Raw genomic sequence first — 25,973 nt, 5'->3', positions numbered from 1 at the left:
AGGGAAAAGCTTTATTTTTATTATATTTACAAAAATTATACACATATGACAATTGAAGAATTAAAAATATTACGGGAATCCGAGGATCATGTAGAATTTAAAGAAGCCAAGCACAATTTCCCATACAATGGTGGCAGCCATACGGATCAAGCGGAGCGTCGCAAATGTTTCCTTGGCTATGTTGTGGCATTAAGTAATGAACATGGGGGTCGCCTTATTTTCGGAATGGCAGACCATAAACCTCATGATGTCGTAGGAACAGACTTTGCAAAGGGAGAAATTGGAGCATTAGAAGACGACGTCTATGAAAAATTAAAAATCAGAGTCCATTGCGAAGAACTCTATGACCCTTCTGGCAAACGAGTTTTAGTAACGACAATTCCAGGTCGGCCAATAGGTAGAAGAATGAAATTCGAAGGTGTCGCGTTAATGAGAACCGGCGAAAGTCTACGAAATATGTCAGACGATGAAGAATATGCTATCTTGAGCGAACAAGAGCCTGACTTTTCTGCAACTATTTGCAAAGGCCTAACTTTAGCAGACTTAGATGAAAACGCTATTGATGAGATGAAAAATGCTTATGCCAATAAACAAGAGAACACCAGTCTTATTCATCTTCCAATAGATCGAATTCTTTCCGATTTAAATTTATCAAGAGAAGGGCAACTAACCTACGCAGCATTATTGCTATTAGCCAAATCTGACGTTATAAAGAGATACCTGCCACAAGCTCAAATCATTTGGGAATACCGGAACGAAGATTTTCAAATTCACCACGACTTTAGACAAGTAATTATTGCTCCATTATTTTTAGCAATCAAACAGCTATGGGGACTTATCAATCAGCCCGCATTAAATAAAAAACATCCTTTCTTACAAACAGGAGGATATCTACGAAACGTTTATGATTTTAACGAAGAAGTTGTTCGCGAAGCAATTTTAAACGCAATAGCACATCGAGATTACAAAATCTCCAGTGAAACAGTAATAAAACAATATCCGACCAAGATTATATTTTCTAATTCCGGGGGATTTCCCAAAGGCGTAACACTTGATAATTTAATAACGGTCAATAGTACACCTCGTTCCCGACTAATGACAGAGATCCTCGAAAAAACAGGATTAGTAGAACGAAGTGGCCAAGGAGTCGATAAAATTTATGCATATACTTTAGCTGAAGGAAAGGGTATGCCAGATTATACCCATTCAGATTATTTCCAGGTCGTATTACATCTATCGGCAATTATTGAAGATTCTGCATTTCTTTCACTCCTTAGTCCTTTCTATAAAGACGGACGTTTAACATTAGGTGTAGATGAGGTTTTAACCTTATATTTCATAAAAAACAAAAGCTCTAAATCATACAATACGACAACAATAGATAGTTTAAAAACTAAAGGATTAATCAATACAGATAGCCAAGGAGTTTTCACATTACCGCAACACTATTACGCATACAAGCGAATTGAAAATCAGAAAATAGGTCCATATATTATTTCTGACATAAGAAATTTTGTAACAGCCTTAGGAAATAATGAAGCTAGAAGTATTGGCATTATACTAGATCAATACAAAGACACTCCCAACAGAAGTCAGATCAAATATCTAATTACCAAATTACTAGCAGATAAAATAATCATATCAATAGGACAGAAAAAAGGCACAAAATATCTTTTCCATGAAAGATTTAGAAACATTCAAGATACTAATGCTTTAGCAGAATCTGTCGTACATACACTTAAAGAGATATATCAATAAAATTCTCCATATTTCTAGAAATTTGTCCAGAAAATTGGACAATAAACACACGTTTTAAGTTACAAATCAATAACTTAGTCAACAATAATAAGCCCCTATAAAAAATAATTTTTTCTCCACAAATTAATATGCCGCGCCGTCGAAAAATAACGATCCGTGCCTCCGAGCTGGAGTGCTTCGAGACACTCGTCCGGGAGCTGCACCAGCGGCCGGAGTTTGCCGGATTCGATCCGTCGAGCCTGCACATCTGGGCTTACGAACGGTATGAGCCGAAGCTGAAAGATGCCGACGCAATCCTGCGCCGCTTCGACTACTGGCTGGGCGTACACAAGAGCGAGCGCTATCTGATGGCAAACGGCAGCCGGCTCTTCAACAAAAAGGAGCTTGCCGAGGCGCTGGGCGTCGCACGTCCGACACTCGACCGGTGGATCACAAACGGATGGCTGGAGCCGTGCCGCGTTCAGATCTCGGCAGGCGGCGACACCCTCTTTGCGGCCGATGCCGTTCGGGAGGTATTGGAACGGTTCCGATAGGCTCGAAAACCACATCACCAACGAGGACGGCACCCGCCGTCCTCTTTTTTTTGTCCCGCACAGAATCCGATTACACGGCAGTGCCAACCGAAGCAAACGAATGCCAAAGTCCGGAAACGGCCGACGGCATGTCCTCGATGTGGCAGCGGTTGGCATCGGTTGGCGCTGATTTGTAACGCCATTCGCCGTTTTCGGGAGGGGTTCGGAAAGCCTTTCTTTGCGTCATCAACCAAATTCGAATCGTTATGACCAAGGAAATCTTTCTGAGCGGCATGACCGCCGACCAGCTCTCGGAGATGATTCGCAAATCGCTGCGCGACGAGTTGCGGCAGCTCCACCCCGAACCCTCCACCGAGACACCGAACTATCTGACCCGCCGCGAGACGGCCCGCCGCCTGCGCATCTCGCTCGTGACGCTCAACGACTGGGTGAACCGCGACCGGATCCGCGCCCACAAGATCGGCGGGCGCGTCCTCTTCCGCGACAGCGACGTCGAGGCGGCTCTGCACCGGATTGTCCCCATCAAAAGCCGATAGCCATGAAGACGACAACAGATTGCATCGGCATCCGGGAGTATCTCCTCCGCCGGGGGCTGCAGCCCCACCGCGAAACCGCCACCCACGGCATGTTTCTTTCGCCGCTGCGCGAAGAGCGCACCCCCAGCTTCAGCGTCCGCTACGACAAGGGGCTCTGGTACGACTTCGGACTGGGTGAAGGGGGCACGCTCCTCCAGCTGGTCATGCGCCTCGAAGGGTGCGGCCTGGCAGAAGCCATCCGACGCCTCCACAAAGGAACCGCAGACGAAGTCCCCTTCCAGCCCCTCCCAACCGCCTCGGCGCGCGAAGACTCTCCGCTGCGGATTCTCGGTGTCGGGGAGATTCGCCACCCGGCACTGATCGGCTATCTGCGCGAACGCGGCATCGACCCCGCCGTGGCCGGAGCGCTGTGCCGCGAGGTTCACTACGCCGTTGGCGAGCGGCGCTTCTTCGCCATCGGCTTCCGCAACGACGCCGGAGGGTGGGAGCTGCGCAGCCCGCAGTTCAAGGGGAGCAGTGCCCCGAAATCCATCACGACCTTCGACCGGCACGGCGACACGGCGCTGCTCTTCGAGGGGTTCTTCGACCTGCTCTCCTACCTGACGCTGCAGCACGAGTCGGAGCCGACCGTCGACACCGCCGTGCTCAACTCCGTGGTCAACCTTCCCCGCGCCCTTCCTTTTCTCACACGCCACGCGACGATCCACGCCTTCCTCGACAACGACGAGGCGGGGCGCCTCACCCTCGAACGGCTGCGCAGCGCCCTGCCCGGTGCGACCGTCATCGACCGTGCGGAGAGCTACCGTGCCCACAAGAATCTGAACGAATCACTCCGATCGTCCGCAAAGGTTTCCCGCACGCCGCGTCGTCACGGCCGCAAGTTGTAACGTCGCCCGGAATGACGCCGGAATCGTCGCCCACCCATCGGCCGCTTCGCGACCGCGGCTTTTCCCCCAAGGAAAAAGCCATAGCCTATTAGGGCTTTTTCCGACGCATCGGCCCGCCGACGCTGAAAAAGCCCCAATAGGCCAAAGGGTCAAGCCCCTCTGGACACCCCCTGTCGTGCTGCGCACGCCGACCGCCAAGGCGGTCCCCTCTTCAACCACACAACCCTCCGAAAAACGACCGTACCATGGGATATGCCGTCCTGCATCTTGACAAAGCCCCGGGCAACGAGGCGGCCATGACCGCCCACATCGCCCGCACAAAGATACCCACCAACGCCTCGCCCGAACGCACCTGCCTCAACGAGGAGCTCGTCGAGTTCCCCGAGGAGGTAGCCGACCGTACGGAGGCGATCAACTACCGACTCGAACACGCCGGTCTCACGCGCAAGATCGGCACCAACCAGGTGCGGGTGATCCGCGTCATGCTGACCGGCTCGCACGACGCGATGAAGCGCATCGAGGAGGAGGGGCGGCTTCCGGAGTGGTGTGCCGACAACCTCGCCTGGCTGCGCGAAACCTTCGGGGCGGAGAACGTCGTCTCGGCCGTCGTGCATCGCGACGAATCGACCCCGCATATCCACGCCGCCGTGGTGCCGATCGTCACGGGCGAGCGCCGCAAGGCCCGTACCACCGCATCCGAAACACCCGGCAAACGACACTACCGTCCAAAATCCGCCGCACGGCCCCGCCTCTGCGCCGACGACGTCATGTCGCGCGTCCGCCTCAAACAGTATCAGGACAGCTACGCTGCAGCGATGTCCAAATACGGACTGGAGCGCGGCATCGACGGTTCGGAGGCGCGCCACGTCACCACACAGGAGTTCTACCGGCAGACCATCGCCCAGCAGCAGGATCTGCAGGAGAACATCGACGCGCTGCTCCGTCTCGAAGAGCAGAAGCGGAAGGCCGTCGAGCTGCTCAAACAACAGGAGCGGCAGGTGCGCACCGAGTATGAACAGACCGCCACGCTCCAGGCGCAGAAGAGCGCCGAACTGAACCGCACAGAGGCCGAGTTGAAGAGTGTGAAGGGCGAACTGAAGGGGGCCCGGTTGAAAAACGCCGCGGCGGAGGTCGGGTCGAACATCGTCGAGGGGATCGGGGCGATGATCGGCACCTCCCGCGTCAAGCGGCAGCAGCAGGAGATCGACCGCCTCAACGCGGAGAATGCCGCCCTGCACGAGCAGATCGGGACGCTGAACCGCACCAACCGCGAGGAGAAAGCCCGGCACGAGCAGGCCGAACAGCAACTGCAGGCGAAGCTCGACCGCATCGAACACTGGCTGCCCGACACGCAGACGCTCATCAGCTGGGGCGAATACTGCCGCGACATGGGGATCTCGGAGTCGGGCGCCCGCGAGATCATCGCCATGAAACCCCTCTACGTCTCGGGCGAACTTCGCGCCCCGGAGTATTCGCACCGCTTCGACGTCTCGAATACCGAGATCCGCCTGCAACGCGACCCGAACGGTCCCGGAGGCTTCCAGCTGCTCATCGACCGCCAACCCGCACACGCCTGGTTCCGCCAACGGTATGTGGAGCTCATGACACGCCTGGGCTACCCCGTCCGCCCCGAACGCCCCGTCATCCGGCGACACACCATCAAGCGATAACGCCCGCCGCCGCACCGTTTTTGTATGAAAAATTGCACGGACTTTCCCGAAAAACCGCTATCTTTACTCAAAATATTCTTTTCCAATCACCTATGGCAACCATGAATACGGCCGATATCGGCTTCGAGAAGGAGATTTGGAGGGCGGCAGACAAGATGCGCGGCAATATCGACGCGTCGGAATACAAGTCCGTCGTGCTGGGTCTGATCTTCCTGAAATACATTTCCGACAAGTTCGAGACCAAATACCGCCAGCTCGTCGACGAGGGCGAGGGCTTCGAAGAGGACAAGGACGAATACACCGCCGAGAACATCTTCTACGTCCCCGCCGAGGCGCGCTGGGAGACCATCGCCGCACAGGCCCACACCCCCGAAATCGGCACCGCCATCGACAACGCCATGCGGGCCATCGAACGTGAAAACCGGCGTCTGAAGGACATCCTGCCGAAGAACTTCGCACGGCCCGAGCTCGACAAACGGCGTCTGGGCGAGGTCGTCGACCTCTTCACCAACATCCGCATGCACCAGCACGGCGACTCGAAGGACATCCTCGGCCGCACCTACGAATACTGCCTCTCGCGCTTCGCCGAGGCCGAGGGCAAGCTGGCCGGCGAATTCTACACCCCGGCGTGCGTGGTCAAGACCCTCGTGCAGGTGCTGCAACCCTTCCGGGGGCGAGTCTACGACCCCTGCTGCGGTTCGGGCGGGATGTTCGTGCAGTCGGCGCGCTTCATCGAGAGCCACGCCGGCAACATCAACAACATCTCGGTCTACGGCCAGGATTCAAACCCCACGACGTGGAAGATGGCGCAGATGAACCTCGCCATCCGGGGCATCGAGGCCGACCTGGGGCAGTACAACGCCGACACCTTCTTCCACGACTGCCACCCGACGCTTAAGGCCGACTTCGTGCTGGCCAATCCGCCCTTCAACCTCAGCGACTGGGGCGCCGACAAACTCGCGGACGACGTGCGCTGGAAGTACGGAACCCCGCCCAACGGCAACGCCAACTTCGCGTGGATCGAGCACATCATCCACCATCTGGCCCCGACAGGGCGTGCGGGCGTCGTGCTGGCCAACGGTTCGCTTTCGAGCCAGAGCGGCGGCGAGGGCGACATCCGGCGGCGATTGGTCGAGGCCGACCTGGTGGACTGCATCGTGGCCATGCCTCCGCAGTTGTTCTATACGACGCAGATTCCCGTCTCGATCTGGTTCTTCAACAAGGCCAAGACGCAGCCGGGCCATACGCTCTTCATCGACGCGCGCAACCTCGGGACGATGGTCACGCGCAAGCTGCGCGAGCTGACCGACTGCGAGTCGGAGGATCCGGCCCGCCGGGGCGACATCCAGCGCATCGCCGACACCTATTGGGCCTACGCCGAGGGACGGCTGGAGGCGGAGCAGGGCTTCTGCGCCGTGGCGACGACCGAGGAGATTGCGGCGCAGGATTTTATTCTGACGCCGGGGCGGTATGTAGGTATCGCGGCGCAGGCGGAGGATTCGGAACCCTTCGCGGCGAAGATGGAGCGGCTGACGGGCGAGCTTTCGGGTTTGTTCGCGCAGTCGCATACATTGGAGGCGGAAATCCGCCGGCAGTTGGAGAGTATAGGGTATAAAATGAAGTAGATATGTGTTTTATCGAATTCCTCAATGAATACAATGGAGCCTTTACGGTTCTATTGACACTTATTCTCGTCATCATCAATATCTACATGGGATGGCAGAATCATATTTTGCGGGAAGACGCAACAAAGCCTAAAATATTAGCCAATATTTGTGTAAAAAACAGAAACATTTGCTATAAGCTCACTAATTTTGGAGCATCCCCGGCAATAAATATCCAAATCAAAATCGACCCATATTTAATTGAACGGATGAAAAAAGACCCGTTAACCCATAAATTAAGGAGAATAGAACAAGGTTCTTTTTTCTTGGCTCCCGGGAAAGATTCTGTTTTTTCTACAGAGACAATGTGGGAACAAATAAAAGACCACAAACTTTCATTGTCCTATACCTACAAGGATTTATCCGGCAAATCATATTCCCAAGAATATCTTTTCGATTTGTCCGTGCTCGACCTGGATTTGGCTTTTAAATATCCTGACAAATGAGCGAGTGGAAAACATATAAACTCTGCGAGGTTGCAAATCTATCCACCGGATTCCCTTTTGACGGTCACAAGTATGCCAAAGAAGGGCAACGGGTTGTCCGTGGCGATAATGTTACCATTGGAGAGTTACGATGGGATACAGATAAAGATAAACGATGGAATGAACCATTTGCCCGCGCTGAAGAATTTTCATTGCGGGAAGGAGATATTGTTATCGGAATGGATGGTTCTCGGGTTGGACGTAATCGAGCCCAGATTAAGGCAGACGATTTACCTCTATTATTGGCCCAACGGGTAGCTTGTGTCCGTCATAATGAAAAATCCTTGCAAAAATTTCTGTACTATCAGATTTTCAGCAAGAATTTCGAAAATTATATAAAATCCGTCCACACTGGAACATCCATTCCTCATGTGAGCCTAAAACAAATCGGCGATTTTAGTTTTCAAGTTCCCGATTTATCCACACAGCGGCGGATTGCGGGGATTTTGGGGTCGTTGGATGATAAAATCGAATTGAATCGGCGGATCAATGCGAATTTGGAGGCGCAGGCGCAGGCCCTCTTCCGGTCGTGGTTTGTGGGTAACGATAAACAATTGGGTAACTACCAAACCAAAAGTTTAACAGATATTGCACAATATCTGAATGGTTTGGCCATGCAAAAGTTTCCACCCGAATCCATTCAAAACAGCCTGCCTGTTTTGAAAATAAAGGAATTGGGCCAAGGGCTGTGCGATGCGTCAAGCGACAGGTGCTCAACATCCATAAAACCAGAGTATGTAATCAACGATGGTGATGTTATTTTTTCTTGGTCGGGAACTTTACTTGTGGATGTATGGTGTGGCGGTAAGTGCGGACTCAACCAACACCTATTCAAAGTTACATCGGACAACTACCCCAAATGGTTTATATTCTATTGGACAAAACATCATTTGGATAAATTTATTCGCATAGCAAAAGACAAGGCCGTTACAATGGGGCATATCAAACGATGCGATTTGGAATCTTCCGAGGTAAAAGTACCCGAAAAACCGATACTGGAATATTTAGATAAAATTTTCACCCCTCTTTTTGATTCTATGATTGCCCATAGAATTGAAAATAGAAAACTTTCCGCCCTGCGCGACACCCTGCTGCCCAAATTGATGGCCGGAGAAATTTAAATAAATAAAAGCTATGAAAAAAGAGGTTAAAATGCTACTTGAAAAAGCAACGGACTCTTTAATATTAAGTATTGAATTATTTAATAGACCACAAGAGCAATGTCGACATACCGGAGCTTTAATCCTATTAGATCATAGCTTTGAGATGATTCTAAAAGCTGCAATAATACATCGCAACGGGAAAATCCGCGACAAGAGAAACAATAAAAATACTATTGGCTTTGATGCGTGTTTACGAATCGCTGTTTCTAATGGGAATATAAAATTCTTAACAGAGGAGCAAGCCTTGGTTGCTCAAGCGATCAATGGGTTACGAGATGCTGCACAACATTATATTTTACAAATATCAGAGCAACAATTATATGTTCATATGCAATCGGGAGTAACATTATTCTCTGATATACTCAATAATGTATTTGGTATAAAATTATCTGATCGATTACCTCAAAGAGTTCTCCCTATAGCGACATTAGCACCATTAGACATAGATGCGTTATTTCGATTTGAAACTAAAGAAATAAAAAAACTATTGAACCCCGGATCAAGGCGAGGGCCAGAAGCCTATTCAAAAATTCGGCCCTTATGTATTTTGGACGCTGTCATTTCTGGCGAGAAAAACACGCAACCATCCGATGCGGAAATTAGAAATATCGCCAATAAATTACGAAGCGGTATTAGCTGGGATGAAATTTTTAAGGGCGTCGCAGGCATTCAACTCAGCAGAGAAGGTGAAGGTCCATCTATATCATTAAAAATAACAAAAAAGGCTGATGTAGAAGTCACATTAGTCAAAAATAGTCCTAATGCAGCAGTCGTTGCGGTTAAAAGAGTCAACGAATTAGATTTTTATTCTTTAGGTCTTAAAGCAATGACAACTAATATACAACAACATTTTGCGTATATTACTACAACAAAATTGCTAAAGGTTATAAATCATTTACACCTCCAAGATAATCCAGAATTTTATAAAGAAATAAAACTAAATAGTCAAACACATAAAAGATACTCTCAAAATGCGCAAACCTTTTTACTTGAGCAAATTCCACTACTCGATGTAGAACACAATTGGAGAAATTTATAATTATGCCCTTCACCGAAGCCAATTTCGAAAACGCCATCCTCGAAATCTTCCGAGACCTGCTCGGTTACGAATATCTCTACGGCCCCGATGTCGTGAGGGACTTCGCGGAGCCCCTCTGTGTGGAGATTCTCGAAGATGCACTCGTCCGCATAAACCCCTCGCTCCCCCGCGCCGCCATCGACGAGGCAATCGCCCGCATCCGAAACATCGAAAGCGGTTCGCTCGCCCGCAAAAACGCCCGGTTCACCGACATGCTCCAGAACGGCGTGGCGGTCAACTACTTCGACGGCAAAGAGCAGCGCTCGGCTCTGGTGCGGCTGGTGGATTACGACCTCCCGATGCGCAACCGATTCACGGTCGCGAACCAGTGGACGGTCGAGGAGCGTTCGGTGCGAAGGGCTGACATCGTCGTCTTCGTCAACGGGTTGCCGCTGGTGGTCGTCGAGCTGAAATCCCCCTCGCGCGAGGCAACCGACGTCTCGGAGGCCTACGCCCAGCTGCGCAACTACATGCAGGAGATTCCCTCGCTGTTCGTCTACAACGCCTTCTGCGTGATGAGCGACCTGGCCACGACCAAGGCCGGGACCATCACCGCCGGCGAGGACCGATTCATGGAGTGGAAGACCGTGGACGGCAAGCTGGAGGACGCGCGCTACGCCAATTTCGACGTCCTCTTCCGCGGGATGTTCGAGAAGAGCCGCTTCATCGAGCTGCTCGGCGGCTTCATCTGCTGCTCGGAGAAGGACGGGAAGGAGGTCAAGATATTGAGCGCCTACCACCAGTTCTACGCCGTGCGCAAGGCCGTCGATTCGACGCTCCGCGCCGCCGAAACGGACGGCCGCGGCGGGGTCTTCTGGCACACGCAGGGAAGCGGCAAGTCGCTGTCGATGGTCTTCTTCGCCAAGCGGTTGCAGCGGGCGATGGCCTCGCCGACGATTGTCGTGCTGACCGACCGCAACGACCTCGACGGGCAGCTGTACGGTCAGTTTGCGCAATGCAGCGACTTTCTGCGGCAGGTGCCCGTGCAGGCGTCGAGCCGCGCCCATCTGCGCGAGCTGCTGGCCGGGCGCGAGGCCAACGGCATCTTCTTCTCGACGATGCAGAAGTTCGAGGAGGGCGACGGGCCGCTGTCGGAGCGCCGCAACATCGTGGTGATGGTCGACGAGGCGCACCGCAGCCAGTACGGGCTGGAGGAGCACATCGACCCGCGCACGGGGCGTGTGCGCACGGGAGCGGCGCGGCTGGTGCGCAACGCCCTGCCGAATGCCACCTACATCGGCTTCACGGGGACCCCGATTGCGCAGAAGGACCGCTCGACGCGCGAGGTCTTCGGCGACTACATCGACGTCTACGACATGACGCAGGCCGTCGAGGACGGCGCCACGCGCCCGGTCTTCTACGAGAGCCGCGTCGTCAACCTCCATCTCGACGAAGCGACGCTGCGCCGCATCGATGCCGAGTACGATGCGATGGCCGAGGAGGCCGAGGAGTACGCCATCGAGAAGAGCAAGCGCGAGTTGGGGCGTATCGACTCGATTCTGGGGGCCGATGCGACGGTGGCGTCGCTGTGCGAGGACATCGTGAAGCACTACGAGGAGTTCCGCCAGTATGAACAGACCGGCAAGGCGATGATTGTGGCCTACTCACGGCCGATTGCGATGAAGATTTACCATCGGATATTGGAGATGCGCCCGGCGTGGAGCGAGAAGCTGGCCGTGGTGATGACTTCGAGCAACAAGGACCCCGAGGAGTGGCGGGCCGTGATTGGCAACGACGCCCACAAGAAGGAGCTGGAGCGACGGTTCAAGGACAATGCCGGGCCGCTGAAGATTGTCATCGTGGTGGACATGTGGCTGACGGGATTCGACGTCCCCTCGCTGGCGACGATGTATGTCTACAAGCCGATGGCAGGTCACAACCTCATGCAGGCCATTGCGCGCGTGAACCGCGTCTTCGGCGACAAGCAGGGCGGTCTGGTGGTCGATTACGTCGGCATCGCCTCGGCCCTGAAGCAGGCGATGAACGACTACACGCTGCGTGACCGCCGCAACTACGGCGACCCCGACATTGCCAAGACGGCCTATCCGGAGTTTCGGAAGAAGCTGGAGGTGTGCCGCGACCTGCTGCACGGTTACGACTACGCGGGATTCCGGGGCGATTCGGACCTCGAGCGTGCCCGGGCCATCAGCGGCGGCGCCGACTTCCTGCAGGCTCCGGAGCGGGCGAAGGTCAAGGAGGATTACATCCGCGAGGCGCTGCTGCTGCGGCAGGCGCTGTCGCTGTGTCAGAGCATGCCCGACCGCGAAGAGCGGCTCGAAGCGGCCTATTTCGAGGCCGTGCGCACCTTGTTGACGCGCGTCGAGGGTAAGGGCAAGATCTCGTTCCGCGAAATCAACGAACGCATCAACGAGCTGCTCCGGCAGAGCATTCAGAGCGAAGGGGTCATCAACCTCTTCTCGGACGTGCAGGAGGAGTTTTCGCTGTTCGACCCGAAGTTCCTCGAGGAGATCGGCCGCATGAAGGAGAAGAATCTGGCCGTGGAGCTGCTGCGCAAGTTGATTACCGAACAGGTGCAGCTCTACCGCCGGACCAACACGGTGCGGGCCGCAAAGTTCTCGGAGATCCTTGCCCAGGCAATGAGCAACTACCTGAAAGGGATGCTGACCAACGAGGAGGTAATCGAGGAGCTGTTGAAGACGGCCCGCGAGATCATCGACGGCGAGAAGGCGGGGCAGGCGCTGCACCTCACGACCGAGGAGCTGGCCTTCTACGATGCGCTGACCAAGCCCGAGGCCGTGCGGGACTTCTACACGAACGACCAGCTGCTGGCCATCACGCACGAACTGACCGATGCCCTGCGCAAAAACAAGACGATCGACTGGAATCTGAAGGAGAGCGCCCGGGCCGGCATGCGCCGGCTGGTCAAACGACTGCTCAAGAAGTACAAATACCCGCCCGAGGGACAGGAGGACGCACTGAACACCATCATGGAGCAGTGCGAAATGTGGTCGGAAAACAGTTGAGCCAAACGGCGAACGGGCCCGTTGCCGTACAAATGCCGTACAAATTCAAACGAAAACCGCGTTGTAGATATCTACAACGCGGTTTCTGTGAGGTCTGAAGCGGATTCGAACCGCTGTACAAGGTTTTGCAGACCTTTGCCTAGCCACTCGGCCATCAGACCATTTCTTTCTCGAAACGCCCCCTTCAGCTTTTCCCTCCAGCACCTCCAGGACCCTCTCAAGCCCCCAGGCACCTTCTCCAGCACCTCCGGGACTTTCTCAGCCCCCTTGGCTCCTTCTCAGGCCCCCTCCGGATATCGCTCGGGCTCCCCTCGGGGCGGCTCCGGGTCGTTTCGGTTCGCAAATATACACACTTTTCCGATATCTGCAAAACTTATTCGCAACTTTACGCATTTTCCGCCTCCAACCCATCCGTCTTCGCCCGGAAATCACTACCTTTATCTCCCGCAAAAGAGTCCCCGCGACCATGACACTCGAAGACATCGCCCTGCAGATGACCCCCGGCATCGGTGTGAAGGGCGCCGCACACCTGCTCGAGGTGTTCGGCGACGCCCGCCGCATCTTCGCCGCCTCGCACGACGAGCTGGCCGGCGCTGCACGGCTGCGTCCCGAGCCGCTGCGGGCCATCCTCCAGCGCAAGGGCTTCCCCGCCGCCGAGCGCGAGCTGCTCTACTGCCGCCGCAACGGCATACGGCCCATCGCCTCGACCGACCCCGAATATCCGCCCCTGCTGCGCGATATTCCGGACCCGCCCCACGTCATCTACCTGCGGGGCGAACTTCGGGCGCTCCACATGCGCTGCCTCTCGGTGGTCGGCACGCGCACGGCTACGCCCTACGGCGAGACGATGTGCCACGCCCTCATCGAACGGCTCGCCGAGCGGGTCGATGAGCTCTCCATCGTCAGCGGCCTGGCCTTCGGCATCGACGCCGCGGCACACCGCGCAGCCCTCGCCTGCCGGGTGCCGACCGTCGCCGTGGTGGCCAACCCGCTGCCCGGGGTCACCCCGACGCAGCACGCCGGACTGGCACGCGACATCCTCGAGCAGGGCGGCGCGCTGCTCACCGAGCTCCACTCGCAGACCCGGCAGAACGGCAGCCTCTTCCTGGCGCGCAACCGCATCATCGCGGCGCTGAGCGCCGGAACGCTCGTCGTCGAATCGCCCGCCTCGGGCGGCTCGCTCTTCACGGCCCACTGCGCCGACGGCTACAACCGCACGGTGATGGCCCTCCCGGGACGGGTCACCGACCGCATGTCGGCCGGCACCAACTTCCTCATCCGCAACCAGAAGGCACAGATGGTTCTCACGGCCGACGACATCATCACGGAGCTGCAGTGGGAGAGCGCCGCACCTCAGCGCGACACCCGCACCGAGACGCCGGGCGACCGCCGTCTGACCCCCGACGAACGGGGGCTGCTGGGCTGCTTCCGCACGGACGACCCCCTCTCGCTCGAGACGCTCGGCGAGCTGAGCGGACTCGACCCGGGCGAGCTGGCCACGCTGCTGGTGGGGCTCGAGCTGAGCGGCGCCGTCCGCCAGCTCCCCGGCAACCGATACATGAAACTGCCATGAGACTCATCGACACCCATTCGCACCTCTACGAACCGGAGTTCGACGCCGACCGCGACGAGGCGCTCGCCCGTGCCGCCGCGGCCGGAGTGGAGCGGCTGCTGCTCCCGGCCATCGACTCCGAAAGCCACAAACGCCTCTTCGCCCTCAGCCGCCGCAACCCGGCGCGCTACATCCCGATGATGGGGCTCCACCCCACCTCGGTGAACGACAACCCCCGCTGGCGCGAGGAGCTGGCGCTGGTCGAGCGGCTGCTCGACGCGCCTCCCGAGGGCATCGGAGCATTCTGCGCCGTGGGCGAAATCGGCCTCGACTTCTACTGGAGCCGCGACTTCATGTCCGAGCAGTGCGAGGCCTTCGCCGCCCAGCTGCGCATGGCCTGGCGACGGGGGCTCCCCGTGGCCATCCACACCCGCGCGGCGTGGGACGAGATGGAGCGCATCATCGCGGAGGAGAGCGCCCGGGCCCGCAGCGAGGGTGCCGCGCTGCGCGGCGTCTTCCACGCCTTCTCGGAGGATGAGGGGCGCTATGCCCGCCTCCGCGCCTGCGGCGACTGGCTCTTCGGCATCGGCGGGGTGGTCACCTTCAAGCGGAGCCAGGTGGCCGCCTCCGTCCCCGCAATGGAGCTCGACGACCTGGTGCTCGAGACCGACTGCCCCTACCTCACCCCGGTGCCCCACCGCGGCGAGCGCAACGAATCCGCCTACGTGCGCTTCGTCTGCGAGCGGGTGGCCGCCCTCAAGGGGCTCCCGCCCGAGGAGGTGGCCCGCCGCACGACGGCCTCGGCCGAGCGGATGTTCGGCCTCGGGGCGCTGCCGGCCGCCGAGGAGCCCGAAAGGGCAGCAGCGGAAGTGCCCGGAAAGGCCGCAGCCGAGGAGCTCGGGAAGGCCGCAGCCGAGGAGCCCGGGAAGACCGCAGCCGAAGCGCCCGACGCACTGAAAACGCCCGCTTCCGAAGGAGCCGGCCGAACGACTGCAAACAACTGAATGACAACGCTCCGGATATCATGAAACGCATCCGCATCACCGTCATCCGCAAGGCCTGCTACCGCGACCTGATGGAGCGCTACGAGAACCCGCTCGACCACCCCTGCGACCTCAGCGTGGGGCAGTGTTTCGAGTGCGACGGCCTAAGCCGCCCCGAGGGGCTGTGCGAGAGTGCCTGGCAGAGCCTCTCGCCCTTCGTCATGGCGCTGGCCCACGGGGCGACGGGCCTCTACGACGGGTGGATGAAGAACCCCGCCTCGGCGATGCTCTCGTGCAACGACGGCTTCCGCCCGGTGAGCTTTCTGGTGGAGGCGCTCGACGAACCGACGCCCGACGGACAGGCCCCTGGCAAACAGACCCCCGACGGCGGAGAGCCCGCCGCCCGCAAAGAACCGGCCGACCCGACACCCGGCAGCGGAGAGCCCGCCGCCCGCAAAGAACCGGCCGACCCGACGCCCGGAAATGAGATGCCCGCCGGCAAAGAGCCCGACCGGCCCGAAACCCGGTCCGGCAACCGCTCCGAAACCCTCCGCAGCAACGCCTCCCCAACGGACGCCGCCCCTTCGGCTTCCGACGCCGCCCGACACCGCGGCAGACCCGCCGCAGCAACCCCAGCAACCTCCGCGACCCCGGCGGCCGTACCTGCCGCGGCCCCTGCCAACCCCGAAACCCGACCACACGAAAAAACCGAATCATAAGCTATGCGCGCATCCATCCTGATTATCTACACGGGCGGCACCATCGGCATGAAGACCGACGCCGCCACCGGCGCCCTCGTCCCGTTCGACTTCAGCGGCATCTACGAGGAGTTCCCCTCGCTCAAGCGGCTCAACGTCGACATCGACGTCGAGACGATGAACCCCGTCATCGACTCCTCGAACGTCTCGCCCGACAACTGGGTGACGCTCGCCCGCCTGATTCGCGACAACTACGCCCGCTACGACGGCTTCGTCGTCCTGCACGGCACCGACACGATGTCCTACACCGCCTCGGCGCTGAGCTTCATGCTCGAGAACCTCTCCAAGCCGGTGGTCTTCACCGGCAGCCAGATTCCCATCGGCGTGCTGCGCACCGACGGCCGCGAGAACCTCATCACGGCCATCGAAATCGCCGGCGCCAGCCAGGGGGGCCGCCCCGTGGTGCCCGAGGTCTCGCTCTACTTCCAGAACCGACTCTTCCGCGCCAACCGCACCTCGAAGCGGAGCGCCGAGGCGCTCAACGCCTTCCGCTCCTACAACTACCCGCCGCTGGCCGAGGTGGGGGTCAACATCACCTACAACTACGCCGCCATCCTCCACCCCGACCCCGCCGACTCATCGCCCGAGCTGCGCATCGCCACGTCGCTCAACGACGGGGTGGTCATCGTCAAGCTCTTCCCGGGCATCGACGCCCGCATCCTGCAGGGCATCCTCTCGGTCGAGGGCATCCGCGCCGTGGTGCTCGAGACCTACGGCGCGGGCAACGCCCCCACGAGCGAGTGGTTCATCCGCCTCATCGAGCAGGCCATCGCCCGCGGCATCCTGGTGCTCAACGTCACGCAGTGCGGCGGCGGACGGGTCGCCATGGAGCTCTACGAGACAGGACTGCGCCTGCAGAAGGCGGGCGTGCTGTGCGGCTACGACATGACCACCGAGGCGGCCGTCACCAAGCTGATGTACGTGCTGGGCAAGGGGCTTCCGGACGAGGAGAGCCGCGCACTGCTGCAACGCCCTCTCCACGGCGAATTTACCCGATAGGACGTTGCACAGATTAAATATTTTTCCTATATTTCGCACTGCAAAGCGGCCTTTTCGGAGCCCTGAAACGGGGTCGGAGCAGACCGCGATGCAAGGTACCGAGTTGATTGATACGAAGTTGCAAATTTTCCGGCGACGTTTTTCCCGCTCGGGAGCGCATCTCCCGCGGAGCCTTCGGAAACCCTCCGAAGGAGAAAACGGCGGCGAAAAAGCGTGCCGGGAGGAGAGAAAAACGATATTTTTTTCGATTTTTTTGGACTTCGGGAAAAATTTAACGGAACCGTAATCCGCCGACACCGCACCCGGCTCCGCATGGAGGGAGGCGGCGGCAGGCAACGGAACAGAAAAGGAAGAAACGAACTTTAAAACAAAACCACAAACGATTACAAATTCAACTAATCAAATTAATTTTATCTAACACAACTATGAAAAAACTTTTTTTGATTCTGTCAGTTGCCTTGTTCTCGCTGGGTACTGTTAACGCGTTTGCGCAGGAGGCCGAGGCCGCTGCTGCTCCGGCAACCGAAGAGGCCACGGTAGCCGAGGAAACCCCGGTAGCCGAGGACGTAGTAGCCGCCGAGACCGAAATCGCCGGCGAGAGCATGCACCACATTCTGATGCAGAAGTTCCTCGAGGGCGGTTGGATGTGGATGCTCCCGATTCTGCTCTGCCTTGTATTCGGTCTTGCAGTAGCCATCGAGCGCATTCTCTTCCTGTCGCTGTCGACCATCAACTCGAAGAAGCTCATCGCAGCCGTTGAGGAGGCTCTGAAGAAGGGCGGCATCGAGGCAGCCAAGGATGTTTGCCGCAACATGCGCGGTCCCATCGCATCGATTTACTACCAGGGTCTGGACCGCTACAACCAGGGTCTCGACGCCGTTGAGAAGTCGGTTGTATCGTACGGTTCGGTACAGACGGGCCAGATGGAGTCGGGTCTGTCGTGGATTGGCCTGTTCATCGCCCTTTCGCCTATGTTGGGATTCATGGGTACGGTTGTCGGCATGATTGACGCATTCGACCAGATTCAGGCAGCAGGTGATATCAGCCCGACGCTGGTAGCCGGTGGTATCAAGGTCGCCCTTCTGACCACCCTGTTGGGTCTTATCGCAGCCGTTATTCTCCAGCTGTTCTACAACTACATCGTATCGAAGATTGACTCTCTGGTAAACGCAATGGAAGACTCGTCCATCACGCTGATGGATATCCTGACTGCTTACAGCAAGAAATAATCGAACGCAGAAAAACCAAAAGCAAATATGAAAAAGGCATTTAGCATATTGCTGAGCGTTCTGATGGTCATCACGGTTGCTCTTCTGGTCTACGCGATTGCGACCGGAGGATCGGAAGATGCAATCAGCGTCAACCTGATATGGGGCTACGCCCTGTTCGTGTTCGCGCTTGCATCGGCACTTTTCTGCGCCATCTTCGGGATGATCAAGAACCCGGCAGGCATCAAGGGGTCCATCCTGGCCCTGGCTCTGGTAATCATAGTCGTTGGCGTGGCCTACTTCTATTCGGCTGGCCATACGGTCAACATCGTGGATCTTCAGAACAACGGCTTCTTCGGGCACAGCGAAACCGTCATTACCGAAACGAGCATCATCGTAACCTATGTCGCTTTCGCAGCTGCATTCCTGACGACCGTTGTTACTGAAATTTGGAGAGCTTTCAAGTAACAGAGAACAATGGCAATAGATAAGAGAAAAACACCGGATATCAATGCGGGTTCGCAGGCGGACATCGCCTTCCTGCTGCTGATATTCTTCCTGGTGGCCACTACCATGAACACCGACACGGGTCTGGTGCGCATGCTTCCGCCGATGCCTCCCGAGGATGTACAACAGGAGAACATCAAGGTCAAGGAGCGCAACCTCTTCCTGGTGCTCATCTCGGGCAGCGGCAACATCATGGCAGGAACGTCGGGCAACCAGGAGATTATTGATATCCATCAGCTCAAAGACAAGACGAAGGAGTTCATCCTCAACCCGATGGAGGACGCAAATCTTCCGGAGAAGGTGGATGAGACCTTCGACCTGCCCGACGGCAGCAAGTGGACCTATCCCGTAAGTCAGGGAGTCGTATCGCTGCAGACGACCCGTGATACCGGCTATCAGTCGTACATCATGGTTCAGAACGAGCTCACGCGCGCCTTCAACGAGGTCCGCGACGAGGTCTCGATGCGCAAGTTCGGCAGCAAATTTGCCGACCTGACGCAGGGGCAGCGCGACGTCATCTCGAAAGCAATACCTCTGAAGATTTCGGAGGCCGAACCGCGTAACATAAAGAAGTAAGCTATGGCAGTAATGAAAAAGAAGGGCAACAAGACCTTGCCCCCTATCTCGACCGCATCGCTTCCTGACGTAATCTTCATGATTCTCTTCTTCTTTATGGTTTCGACGACCATGCGCGAACAGGAACTTCTTGTAAGATACAAGCTTCCGGAAGCAACCGAGGTGCAGAAGCTGGAGAAGAAATCGCTCGTCAGCTACATCCACATCGGACAGCCGACGCTGGCCATGCAGGCGAAGTTCGGAACCGCGCCCCGCATCCAGCTGAACGACTCCTATAAGACGACCAAGGACATTCTGGACTTCGTCGCCGCCGAGCGAGACAAGCTCAACGAGGCCGACCGTGCTTCGATGACGATTTGCCTCAAGGCCGACGAGAAGACCAAGATGGGTATCGTGACCGACGTAAAGCAGGAGCTTCGCCGTGCCAACGCCCTGAAAATTTCCTATGCGGCTTCCAAGTCGCTGGGTTACTAATCCCGGGTCGACCCTCAAAGCGAAGAGCGGACCTCACAGCGAGGTCCGCTCTTTTTTTGTGCCCGCCGACATGGGAAGGGGATGCATTGGCCACCCGCCGGCGCAGGGAACAGGTCCGCCCGCCTCGGGGGAGGGAGATAACGACAGGCCTCCGCCCGTTTGCAGGCGGAAGAGAATGCTTCCTTCCTCTCGTACCCGCACACGCTGAGGGCGCCCCGGAGTCGGGCCGCAGACAACAAGACACCCCGCCCGGAAGAGAAGAGGAATTCACGAAAGGGGAAAAGCCCCCAAAAAAGGAGGGGAGAGGTGCAGGAGAGACAATGCGGAGAGGCGGTGTAGGGGAGACAGTGCAGGGGAGACGGTGCAGGAGAGAGACGATGCAGGGGAGAGACGATGCAGGGGAGACGATGCAGCACACCGGGAAAAAGCAGAACCGCCCATCCAAGGAACAAGAACCACGGACTCCCCGAAAACCACGACTTACCCGGAAAACCCGGCTCCCCTTAAAAAACCCGGCTCACCCGGAAAACCCCGGCTCCTCCCCGAAAAACCCCGGCCGGCCAGAATCAGAAAGAAAACTCCAGCTGGTCGTTGTCGTGAATGAACGAGAGACGGTGATAGGGCGTCAGCCCGTAACGGCGGATAGCCAGCCGGTGCTCGCGCGTGGGGTAGCCCTTGTTGCGCTCCCACCCGTACTGCGGATACTCCTCCGCCAGACGGCGCATGTACTCGTCGCGGTGGGTCTTGGCCAGCACCGAGGCCGCCGCAATGTCGGCATACTTGCCGTCACCCTTGACGATGCAGCGGTAGGGGATGTCGAGCGAGGTGTAGAAGCGGTTGCCGTCGATGGCCAGAAAGCCGGGCCGCACACCGAGCCGCCCGACGGCGAGCGACATCCCCTCGAACGAGGCCTTGAGAATGTTGATTTCGTCGATACGCTCCGGCGAGACCGCCTCGACGGCCCACGCCACGGCCTCCTGCTCGATGATGGGACGCAGCCGGTCGCGATTGCGCTCGCTCATCTGCTTCGAGTCGTTGAGCAGCGGATGGTGGAAGTCGGGCGGGAGGATGACCGCCGCGGCAAAGACTGCCCCGGCCAGACATCCGCGCCCCGCCTCGTCGCACCCCGCCTCAGGAAGTTCGTATTGGAAAGAGGTCTCCAGCATGACGGGAACAAAGTTACGAATAATTTAGGCCCGTTCAGGCTTTTTCGCTACTTTTGTCGAGGCGAAACCGCAGAGCGGAGAGCCGGAAGCGAGTCAGCCCCGGGAATTGCGAACCGGGAGGCAGACAGACCTCCGGAATCGCGGACCGGGAGACAAACAGGACCCGGAACAGTTAGCCGGGTGCCAGGCGGACTGAACCCCGACAGGCAACCGGAACCACCCGAACAAGCGGGACCTCCGGCGCAGCCGAAGCCGCCAGAACCAACGGAAAAGGTTCCACCCCGGGCCCGAACCGAAGGAGCCGAGACGTCCGTCAAAAGATTTCCGGGGCCAGAGCGGAGAAGAGGGAGCCGCCCGAACCGAATGGGGACGCCCCGTCGGACCTGCACCGGCCCGACGGGCCCGCAGAGCGCAACCTAAGCCACCCGAACCCCAGGCCGCCCGAACAACCGAAGCCACGTCGCATCCGAGCCCGTCCGGACCGACGGATAAGGTTCCACCCCGGGCCCGAATCGAAGGAGGCAAGACGCCCGGAGCAAGCTGGACCCGCCCGGAGCGACCCACTCCCCGGCCCCCGGAAACGAGCCAAACCGCTCCCCCGGAAACCGGCCAAACTGAACTCCGGAAACCGGCCAAACCGAACCCCGGAAGCCGCCGGCCACCGGTGGCCCCACAAAGCACAGGCAATGAACTTCGACATAGCAAGACAGCCGATTATTCCGGCATTCGTGACGCTGCTGCTCGTCGCCGGCGTCGCCAGCGTCGCCCCCACGGCTGCGCCGGAGGCCGTTGCGCCCCTCTCGCAGCTCGACGGCTGGCTGCTCGACTTCGAGCAGAGCGCCCCCGTATGGAGCCGCGTCATGAGCTTCGTGCTGCTGCTCTGGGCCGGACTGCTCACGGGGCGCATCACCGTCCGCTACGGACTCTACGCAACCAACAGCTGCGTGGCCATTCCCCTCTTCGGCATCGCCGCCGCCTGCGCCTGGCCCGCCGCCGGGCTCGTCGGCGCCGTCACGCTGCTGCTGCTCGCCCTCTCGACCCACAACTTCTGCCGTTCGTTCCGCAACGGCTACGCCTTCGACAACATCTTCCGCGCAGGGCTCTATCTGGGGCTCGTTCCGCTCGTCTACCTGCCCGCCGCACCGCTGATGCTGCTGCTGCCGGCCGCCGTCGTGCTGCTCAAACGGACGCTGCGCGAGCTGACCGTCACCCTCGCGGGCATGCTGCTGCCGCTGCTGACGGCCTGCTACCTCAACTGGGCCACGGGCGCGCCGTTCGACGCTCCGCTGCAGCAGGCCGTCGAGCTCTTCACCCACAACGACGGCATGCACCTCTGGAACCTTCCCTGGCCCGCGCTGCTGCTGCCCGGAGCGCTGCTGCTGCTCGACATCGCCTCGCTGGCCGCCTACCTCAACAGCGTCTACTCGGTCGGCTTCAAGGCGCGCGGCATCCTCGCGCTGGCGGGCTGCATGCTGCTGCTCACCGTCGCCGTCGCGCTGCTCCCCTGCGCCACCTCCGTGGCGCTGCTGCTCTGCGCACTCCCCACGGCGCTGCTGGCCCCCTTCCTGCTCGTACGGATGCACTACGCCCTCTCGCTGGCCCTCTACACGCTGCTGCTCGTCTGGGCGCTTGCAGCCCCCTACCTCTGGGCGCAGCTCACCGCCGCACTCCGGTAACGAGGCCCTCGCCACAGCACATCCCCTCCGGTCCGGGAAAAACCTGCACCGCACCGCGGCAAAGGATTGTTCAGCCCCAAAAAGGCTTGCCAACATCGCTGCAAAGGTCCACACCCGATAAAAGGGCACACCGCCGCAAAGGGTCTTCCTCCCAACAAAAAGAACCGGTCATAACGCGCGGCAAAGGGCCCCACTACCCCACCCACTGTCGCCCTGCCCCGGGACACTCCTCAAACCATCCACACTGCTATCCCCGCTGTCGGCTCCCGACAGCCTCCACGTCCACTCCCGCGCCCCTTCATTACGACCGCCCTTTCCGCCGCTGTGCCCCGTCTGCTTTCCATCCCGATAGCCCGCCCCGGGGACAGAAACCCCGCCTTCCGGTCAACTCCTCCACATCCATCCGCCGCCCCATACCGCAACAAAACCGGCAATCCCCACGCATTCCTCCCCCCGAAGCATTCCTTCCCCGAAGCAACCACTCCCGCAGCAAGTCCCCGCAACCGCCGCCCCGGCCTGCACCCAACTGCCTCCACAACCGGCCAGCCTACCGCAGCAGTCCCGCAGCTACCCCGCAAGAGGCCATCCGCAACTCGCCACAACCACCACCCCCGCAGTCGTCCCGCAACCCGCCCTGTTCCAACACACTCGACGCCTCCGCATACCCCTGCATACCCCCGCACAAAGCCCCACGCAGAGCCCTGCACAAGCGCCTGCGCCGCTGCGCCGATACCCGATTCGGACCCCCTCGCACCTCGTTCGGTCCTATTCGCCCCATTATGACACAAATAGGGTATTTATTATTTTATTTATTAAATATTATATTGTATATTTGGAGGTGAACACCTAGACGCAACTTCCTGTTCACCGAAACCAAAAACACAATTACTGCATGAAGAATTCTACAACTCCCTCGGCCCAACAGCCGATGATTGTGAAGTATGTCGAAACGCTTCACAACGGCATCCAGTCGCTGGCCCTCTCACGCTACGCCATAGGCTATATCCTGCGCGGCACGAAGTATGTCTACGACGGCGACAAACGCCAGGCCTTCAACCGCGGCGACGTCTTCTACCTGGGGCTCGGCCACCACTACGTGGAGAACGTCCCCGAAAACGGCCAGCCCTTCGAGCAGGTGCTCTTCTACTACACGCCCGCCGACCTGCAGCGCATCCTGCTCCACCTGAACATCACCTACGGACTCAACATCTCGAACGACCATTCGTGCGAAAACTGCCACAACCGCACCCACGTCGCCATGCCCGCATGGAGCTCGCTGCGCAACTTTTTCGTCAACACGAACAACTACCTGCGCGACGAGAGCTTCCTGCAGGACGAGACCGCCGAGAGCATCAAGATGACGGAGCTGATTTACCTCATCGCCTCGCACGAGGACTGCTGCATCAAGAGCAAGCTGCTGAGCAACATCGACACGGCCAAGGAGAACTTCGAACAGACGGTCTACGACCACATCTTCAAGGATATCTCCATCGAGGAGCTGGCGCGGCTGACCAACCGCTCGCTCACCTCGTTCAAGAAGGAGTTCCGGCGCCACTTCGAGATGCCGCCCCACAAGTGGTACATCCGCCAGAGGCTGATGCACTCGCGGCTGCTGCTCATCTCGACCTCGAAGTCCATCTCGGAGATAGGCGTGGAGTGCACCTTCCCCAACACGTCGCACTTCATCAAGCTCTTCAAGAAGGAGTACCGCATGACGCCGGCAGCCTACCGCAGCCGCCACCTCCGCGCCGCCGAGGGGGACAGCCTGCCCCGCACGCAGCCGGAGGAGGCGCTCTCCGCACGGCCGGGCGCTGCCGGAACGCCGCCCCGTGAGGCGCCGCACGAGACTCCAGCCCGCGAACAGCCTCAGCCCGCCGCTCTGGAGCCGGCCGAAGCTGCCATGGCCTGAGGTCCGCCCGCCGCTAAGGCTCACGCCGGAACGATGCTACGAGAAGTGTTGCACGAGACTCCGGCCCGCGAACAGCCTCAGCCCGCCGCTATGGAGCCGGGCGAAGCTGCCACGACCTGAGGTCCGCCCGCCGCCAAGGCTCACGCCGGAACGACACGCACCGGGGAAGCGGAGCGAAGAAAACGGTCGGACGGCACGACGGGACGGCAGCACGGCGGGACGACAGGACGGCGTGCCGGCGGAGAGCCCGGTACCTTGTCCACACCGGCCCTGCTCCTGCCGGGACGAACGGCCGAAACCCACATCCCGCTCCAGACCGGGAAATGCCTCCGAAGACGGAGCCCCGAAGCCTCACCGGCCCCGGAGCTCCGTTTCGTTTGTCCTCCATCCCGCCGGTCTCAGCCTGACACCAGACTGTCGCGCCCGTCCGCGCCCATACCACCGACCGCCAGCCCCGGCCGCCGCTTCCCTCACCCCTCCAGCTCCCTATCGGCCATCCCGCTGCCGAAGCGAAGCGGAACGGAAACCCGAACCGCACGCAACAAATCGGCCTCACCCGCCCTCGGATTCGTCCCTTCCAAACGGCCGAAAAACCCCGCCCCAGACCGCACAGCGGCGATTCGCCCCGTTGCAAAGAGCTGAGAACGGAGTTCGGAATTAGTTGAAAAAATTACAAATTTTGCACTAATTAAAAAATTTCAATTATAAATCATCGCATCCAAGGGGAGGAAATTGTAAATTTTGTAAGAAAAATATTTGGATTTCGCTAAAAATCGATTTACCTTTGTGTATCACAACGTGGGAATCTCCCGCTTCTCATTAACCTAACTAACCTAACCAGAGGGGCCCCGATACCGGCAGGTATACGCGGTCCCCTTTTTTTGTGCCCTGACCGCAGGAACGGAATCGGTCCGATGCACCAAACGAAAAGAGTCGCCGTTTCGTCGGCACAAACCTTTTTGCAACCCTCCGCACCCATCAAATCCGTCCGACACCCCGCAATAGCGGCACGACCCCATCAGCCCCAACACGCCCCCGACGACCCCGACACAACACACCTCCTCGACCCCAACTCCGGCCCGACCGCTGCCCCGGCAGACAACACACGTCATCGGTTCCGAAGCCGCCCGGTTCCCGCAGCCCCGGCACGTACCGGTTCCGAGCATCCGCCCAGAGCCCGGCGGAGGAGGAGGGCACAACCGCGCCGCTGGCCCGCTCTGCGTTCCGCAGCGGACATCCGCACAGAAGACCCGGCGCCCCGCTTCGCTGCCACCCGGAAACATCCTCACTCAGCTGCCGCCCGGAAACACCCCGCCCTGGGCCCGCAAAGGAGCAACCGCGCCGATTGTTCCGGCTGTTCCGGCCGAACCGACCGCTCCTGCCGGCCCCTTCATTCCGCGCCGCCTT

The 25,973-nt window shown here is 58.5% G+C and carries 21 protein-coding genes and 1 tRNA gene; 20 read left to right on the top strand and 2 right to left on the bottom strand.

From position 1 onward, the window contains the following. Positions 1–45 precede the first annotated feature (45 nt). The 10 genes from B5F90_RS06405 (at position 46) to B5F90_RS06365 (ending at position 12,758) form a co-directional block, all read left to right on the top strand. Positions 46–1,758, top strand: a complete 1,713-nt coding sequence (locus tag B5F90_RS06405; RefSeq protein ID WP_087361971.1) for an ATP-binding protein — start codon at positions 46–48, stop codon at positions 1,756–1,758. Between the two features lie 128 nt (positions 1,759–1,886). Continuing rightward, entirely contained in the window at positions 1,887–2,291 is a 405-nt protein-coding gene (locus B5F90_RS06400) for a helix-turn-helix domain-containing protein (protein WP_087361970.1), read from the top strand. Between the two features lie 245 nt (positions 2,292–2,536). Then, on the top strand, positions 2,537–2,827 hold the full coding sequence (locus tag B5F90_RS06395) for a helix-turn-helix domain-containing protein (protein WP_087361969.1): 291 nt from the start codon (positions 2,537–2,539) through the stop codon (positions 2,825–2,827). A gap of 2 nt (positions 2,828–2,829) precedes the next feature. Continuing rightward, positions 2,830–3,714 carry a toprim domain-containing protein gene (locus B5F90_RS06390; protein ID WP_204229532.1) on the top strand — a complete coding sequence of 295 codons (885 nt, stop codon included), beginning with the start codon at positions 2,830–2,832 and terminating at the stop codon, positions 3,712–3,714. 245 nt (positions 3,715–3,959) lie between these two features. Further along, complete coding sequence (gene mobV, locus B5F90_RS06385) at positions 3,960–5,384, top strand: MobV family relaxase (RefSeq protein ID WP_087361968.1); 1,425 nt, start codon at positions 3,960–3,962, stop codon at positions 5,382–5,384. 92 nt (positions 5,385–5,476) lie between these two features. Beyond that, the gene (locus tag B5F90_RS06380) at positions 5,477–7,009 is read left to right on the top strand and encodes a class I SAM-dependent DNA methyltransferase (protein ID WP_087361967.1); all 1,533 of its coding nucleotides are present in this window, start codon (positions 5,477–5,479) and stop codon (positions 7,007–7,009) included. Positions 7,010–7,011: 2 nt separating this feature from the next. Next, complete coding sequence (locus tag B5F90_RS06375; RefSeq protein WP_087361966.1) at positions 7,012–7,494, top strand: hypothetical protein; 483 nt, start codon at positions 7,012–7,014, stop codon at positions 7,492–7,494. Beyond that, positions 7,491–8,654 (top strand): restriction endonuclease subunit S, encoded by a 1,164-nt coding sequence (locus B5F90_RS06370; RefSeq protein ID WP_087361965.1) that lies wholly within the window; start codon positions 7,491–7,493, stop codon positions 8,652–8,654. The genes B5F90_RS06375 and B5F90_RS06370 overlap by 4 nt, the downstream gene beginning before the upstream one ends. 13 nt (positions 8,655–8,667) lie before the next feature. Beyond that, positions 8,668–9,735: a DUF3644 domain-containing protein gene (locus B5F90_RS10815; protein ID WP_143256116.1), complete on the top strand. Its 1,068-nt coding sequence runs from the start codon at positions 8,668–8,670 to the stop codon at positions 9,733–9,735. Between the two features lie 2 nt (positions 9,736–9,737). Continuing rightward, entirely contained in the window at positions 9,738–12,758 is a 3,021-nt protein-coding gene (locus B5F90_RS06365; RefSeq protein WP_087361964.1) for a type I restriction endonuclease subunit R, read from the top strand. Between the two features lie 90 nt (positions 12,759–12,848). Here the strand turns inward: B5F90_RS06365 and B5F90_RS06360 are convergent. Then, a tRNA-Cys gene (locus tag B5F90_RS06360) sits at positions 12,849–12,919 on the bottom strand. A 305-nt stretch (positions 12,920–13,224) separates the two neighbouring features. On the opposite strand from B5F90_RS06360, the gene dprA reads away from it, so the two are divergent. From dprA to B5F90_RS06320, 8 genes are all read left to right on the top strand, one after another. Continuing rightward, entirely contained in the window at positions 13,225–14,331 is a 1,107-nt protein-coding gene (gene dprA, locus B5F90_RS06355) for a DNA-processing protein DprA (RefSeq protein WP_087361963.1), read from the top strand. Beyond that, positions 14,328–15,314: a TatD family hydrolase gene (locus B5F90_RS06350; RefSeq protein ID WP_087361962.1), complete on the top strand. Its 987-nt coding sequence runs from the start codon at positions 14,328–14,330 to the stop codon at positions 15,312–15,314. The genes dprA and B5F90_RS06350 overlap by 4 nt, the downstream gene beginning before the upstream one ends. 20 nt (positions 15,315–15,334) lie before the next feature. Continuing rightward, complete coding sequence (locus tag B5F90_RS11275) at positions 15,335–16,012, top strand: TIGR04076 family protein (protein ID WP_087361961.1); 678 nt, start codon at positions 15,335–15,337, stop codon at positions 16,010–16,012. Between the two features lie 3 nt (positions 16,013–16,015). Next, positions 16,016–17,050, top strand: coding sequence for an asparaginase (locus B5F90_RS06340; protein ID WP_087361960.1), 1,035 nt, complete (start codon positions 16,016–16,018; stop codon positions 17,048–17,050). Positions 17,051–17,475: 425 nt separating this feature from the next. Next, positions 17,476–18,279: a MotA/TolQ/ExbB proton channel family protein gene (locus B5F90_RS06335; RefSeq protein ID WP_087361959.1), complete on the top strand. Its 804-nt coding sequence runs from the start codon at positions 17,476–17,478 to the stop codon at positions 18,277–18,279. Between the two features lie 27 nt (positions 18,280–18,306). Further along, complete coding sequence (locus B5F90_RS06330; RefSeq protein WP_087361958.1) at positions 18,307–18,726, top strand: hypothetical protein; 420 nt, start codon at positions 18,307–18,309, stop codon at positions 18,724–18,726. A gap of 9 nt (positions 18,727–18,735) precedes the next feature. After that, on the top strand, positions 18,736–19,341 hold the full coding sequence (locus tag B5F90_RS06325) for a biopolymer transporter ExbD (protein ID WP_087361957.1): 606 nt from the start codon (positions 18,736–18,738) through the stop codon (positions 19,339–19,341). Positions 19,342–19,353: 12 nt separating this feature from the next. Further along, positions 19,354–19,815: a biopolymer transporter ExbD gene (locus B5F90_RS06320; protein WP_087362011.1), complete on the top strand. Its 462-nt coding sequence runs from the start codon at positions 19,354–19,356 to the stop codon at positions 19,813–19,815. Between the two features lie 566 nt (positions 19,816–20,381). Here the strand turns inward: B5F90_RS06320 and B5F90_RS06315 are convergent. Further along, on the bottom strand, positions 20,382–20,981 hold the full coding sequence (locus tag B5F90_RS06315) for a ribonuclease HII (RefSeq protein ID WP_087361956.1): 600 nt from the start codon (positions 20,979–20,981) through the stop codon (positions 20,382–20,384). Positions 20,982–21,667: 686 nt separating this feature from the next. On the opposite strand from B5F90_RS06315, the gene B5F90_RS06310 reads away from it, so the two are divergent. Then, on the top strand, positions 21,668–22,657 hold the full coding sequence (locus B5F90_RS06310; RefSeq protein ID WP_106634439.1) for a hypothetical protein: 990 nt from the start codon (positions 21,668–21,670) through the stop codon (positions 22,655–22,657). 892 nt (positions 22,658–23,549) lie between these two features. Then, a complete protein-coding gene (locus tag B5F90_RS06305; RefSeq protein ID WP_087361954.1) occupies positions 23,550–24,566 on the top strand; it encodes a helix-turn-helix domain-containing protein in 1,017 nt (338 codons plus the stop codon). Positions 24,567–25,973: the final 1,407 nt, after the last annotated feature.

Source organism: Alistipes sp. An31A (genome assembly GCF_002159425.1).
Lineage (GTDB): Bacteria > Bacteroidota > Bacteroidia > Bacteroidales > Rikenellaceae > Alistipes > Alistipes excrementigallinarum.
The sequence above is the reverse complement of the archived record's forward strand: the minus strand, read 5'-3'. Positions and strand labels throughout refer to the sequence as shown.

Excerpts from the sequence above, each read along its gene's own strand:
- B5F90_RS11275 (WP_087361961.1), top strand. The coding sequence starts at position 15,335 with ATGAAACGCATCCGCATCACCGTCATCCGCAAGGCCTGCTACCGCGAC.
- B5F90_RS06370 (WP_087361965.1), top strand. The coding sequence starts at position 7,491 with ATGAGCGAGTGGAAAACATATAAACTCTGCGAGGTTGCAAATCTATCC.
- dprA (WP_087361963.1), top strand. The coding sequence starts at position 13,225 with ATGACACTCGAAGACATCGCCCTGCAGATGACCCCCGGCATCGGTGTG.
- B5F90_RS06380 (WP_087361967.1), top strand. The coding sequence starts at position 5,477 with ATGGCAACCATGAATACGGCCGATATCGGCTTCGAGAAGGAGATTTGG.
- B5F90_RS06325 (WP_087361957.1), top strand. The coding sequence starts at position 18,736 with ATGGCAATAGATAAGAGAAAAACACCGGATATCAATGCGGGTTCGCAG.
- B5F90_RS06310 (WP_106634439.1), top strand. The coding sequence starts at position 21,668 with ATGAACTTCGACATAGCAAGACAGCCGATTATTCCGGCATTCGTGACG.
- B5F90_RS06305 (WP_087361954.1), top strand. The coding sequence starts at position 23,550 with ATGAAGAATTCTACAACTCCCTCGGCCCAACAGCCGATGATTGTGAAG.
- B5F90_RS06365 (WP_087361964.1), top strand. The coding sequence starts at position 9,738 with ATGCCCTTCACCGAAGCCAATTTCGAAAACGCCATCCTCGAAATCTTC.
- B5F90_RS06375 (WP_087361966.1), top strand. The coding sequence starts at position 7,012 with ATGTGTTTTATCGAATTCCTCAATGAATACAATGGAGCCTTTACGGTT.
- B5F90_RS06400 (WP_087361970.1), top strand. The coding sequence starts at position 1,887 with ATGCCGCGCCGTCGAAAAATAACGATCCGTGCCTCCGAGCTGGAGTGC.
- B5F90_RS06315 (WP_087361956.1), bottom strand. The coding sequence starts at position 20,981 with ATGCTGGAGACCTCTTTCCAATACGAACTTCCTGAGGCGGGGTGCGAC.
- B5F90_RS06320 (WP_087362011.1), top strand. The coding sequence starts at position 19,354 with ATGAAAAAGAAGGGCAACAAGACCTTGCCCCCTATCTCGACCGCATCG.
- B5F90_RS10815 (WP_143256116.1), top strand. The coding sequence starts at position 8,668 with ATGAAAAAAGAGGTTAAAATGCTACTTGAAAAAGCAACGGACTCTTTA.
- B5F90_RS06330 (WP_087361958.1), top strand. The coding sequence starts at position 18,307 with ATGAAAAAGGCATTTAGCATATTGCTGAGCGTTCTGATGGTCATCACG.
- B5F90_RS06390 (WP_204229532.1), top strand. The coding sequence starts at position 2,830 with ATGAAGACGACAACAGATTGCATCGGCATCCGGGAGTATCTCCTCCGC.
- B5F90_RS06340 (WP_087361960.1), top strand. The coding sequence starts at position 16,016 with ATGCGCGCATCCATCCTGATTATCTACACGGGCGGCACCATCGGCATG.
- mobV (WP_087361968.1), top strand. The coding sequence starts at position 3,960 with ATGGGATATGCCGTCCTGCATCTTGACAAAGCCCCGGGCAACGAGGCG.
- B5F90_RS06395 (WP_087361969.1), top strand. The coding sequence starts at position 2,537 with ATGACCAAGGAAATCTTTCTGAGCGGCATGACCGCCGACCAGCTCTCG.
- B5F90_RS06335 (WP_087361959.1), top strand. The coding sequence starts at position 17,476 with ATGAAAAAACTTTTTTTGATTCTGTCAGTTGCCTTGTTCTCGCTGGGT.
- B5F90_RS06350 (WP_087361962.1), top strand. The coding sequence starts at position 14,328 with ATGAGACTCATCGACACCCATTCGCACCTCTACGAACCGGAGTTCGAC.
- B5F90_RS06405 (WP_087361971.1), top strand. The coding sequence starts at position 46 with ATGACAATTGAAGAATTAAAAATATTACGGGAATCCGAGGATCATGTA.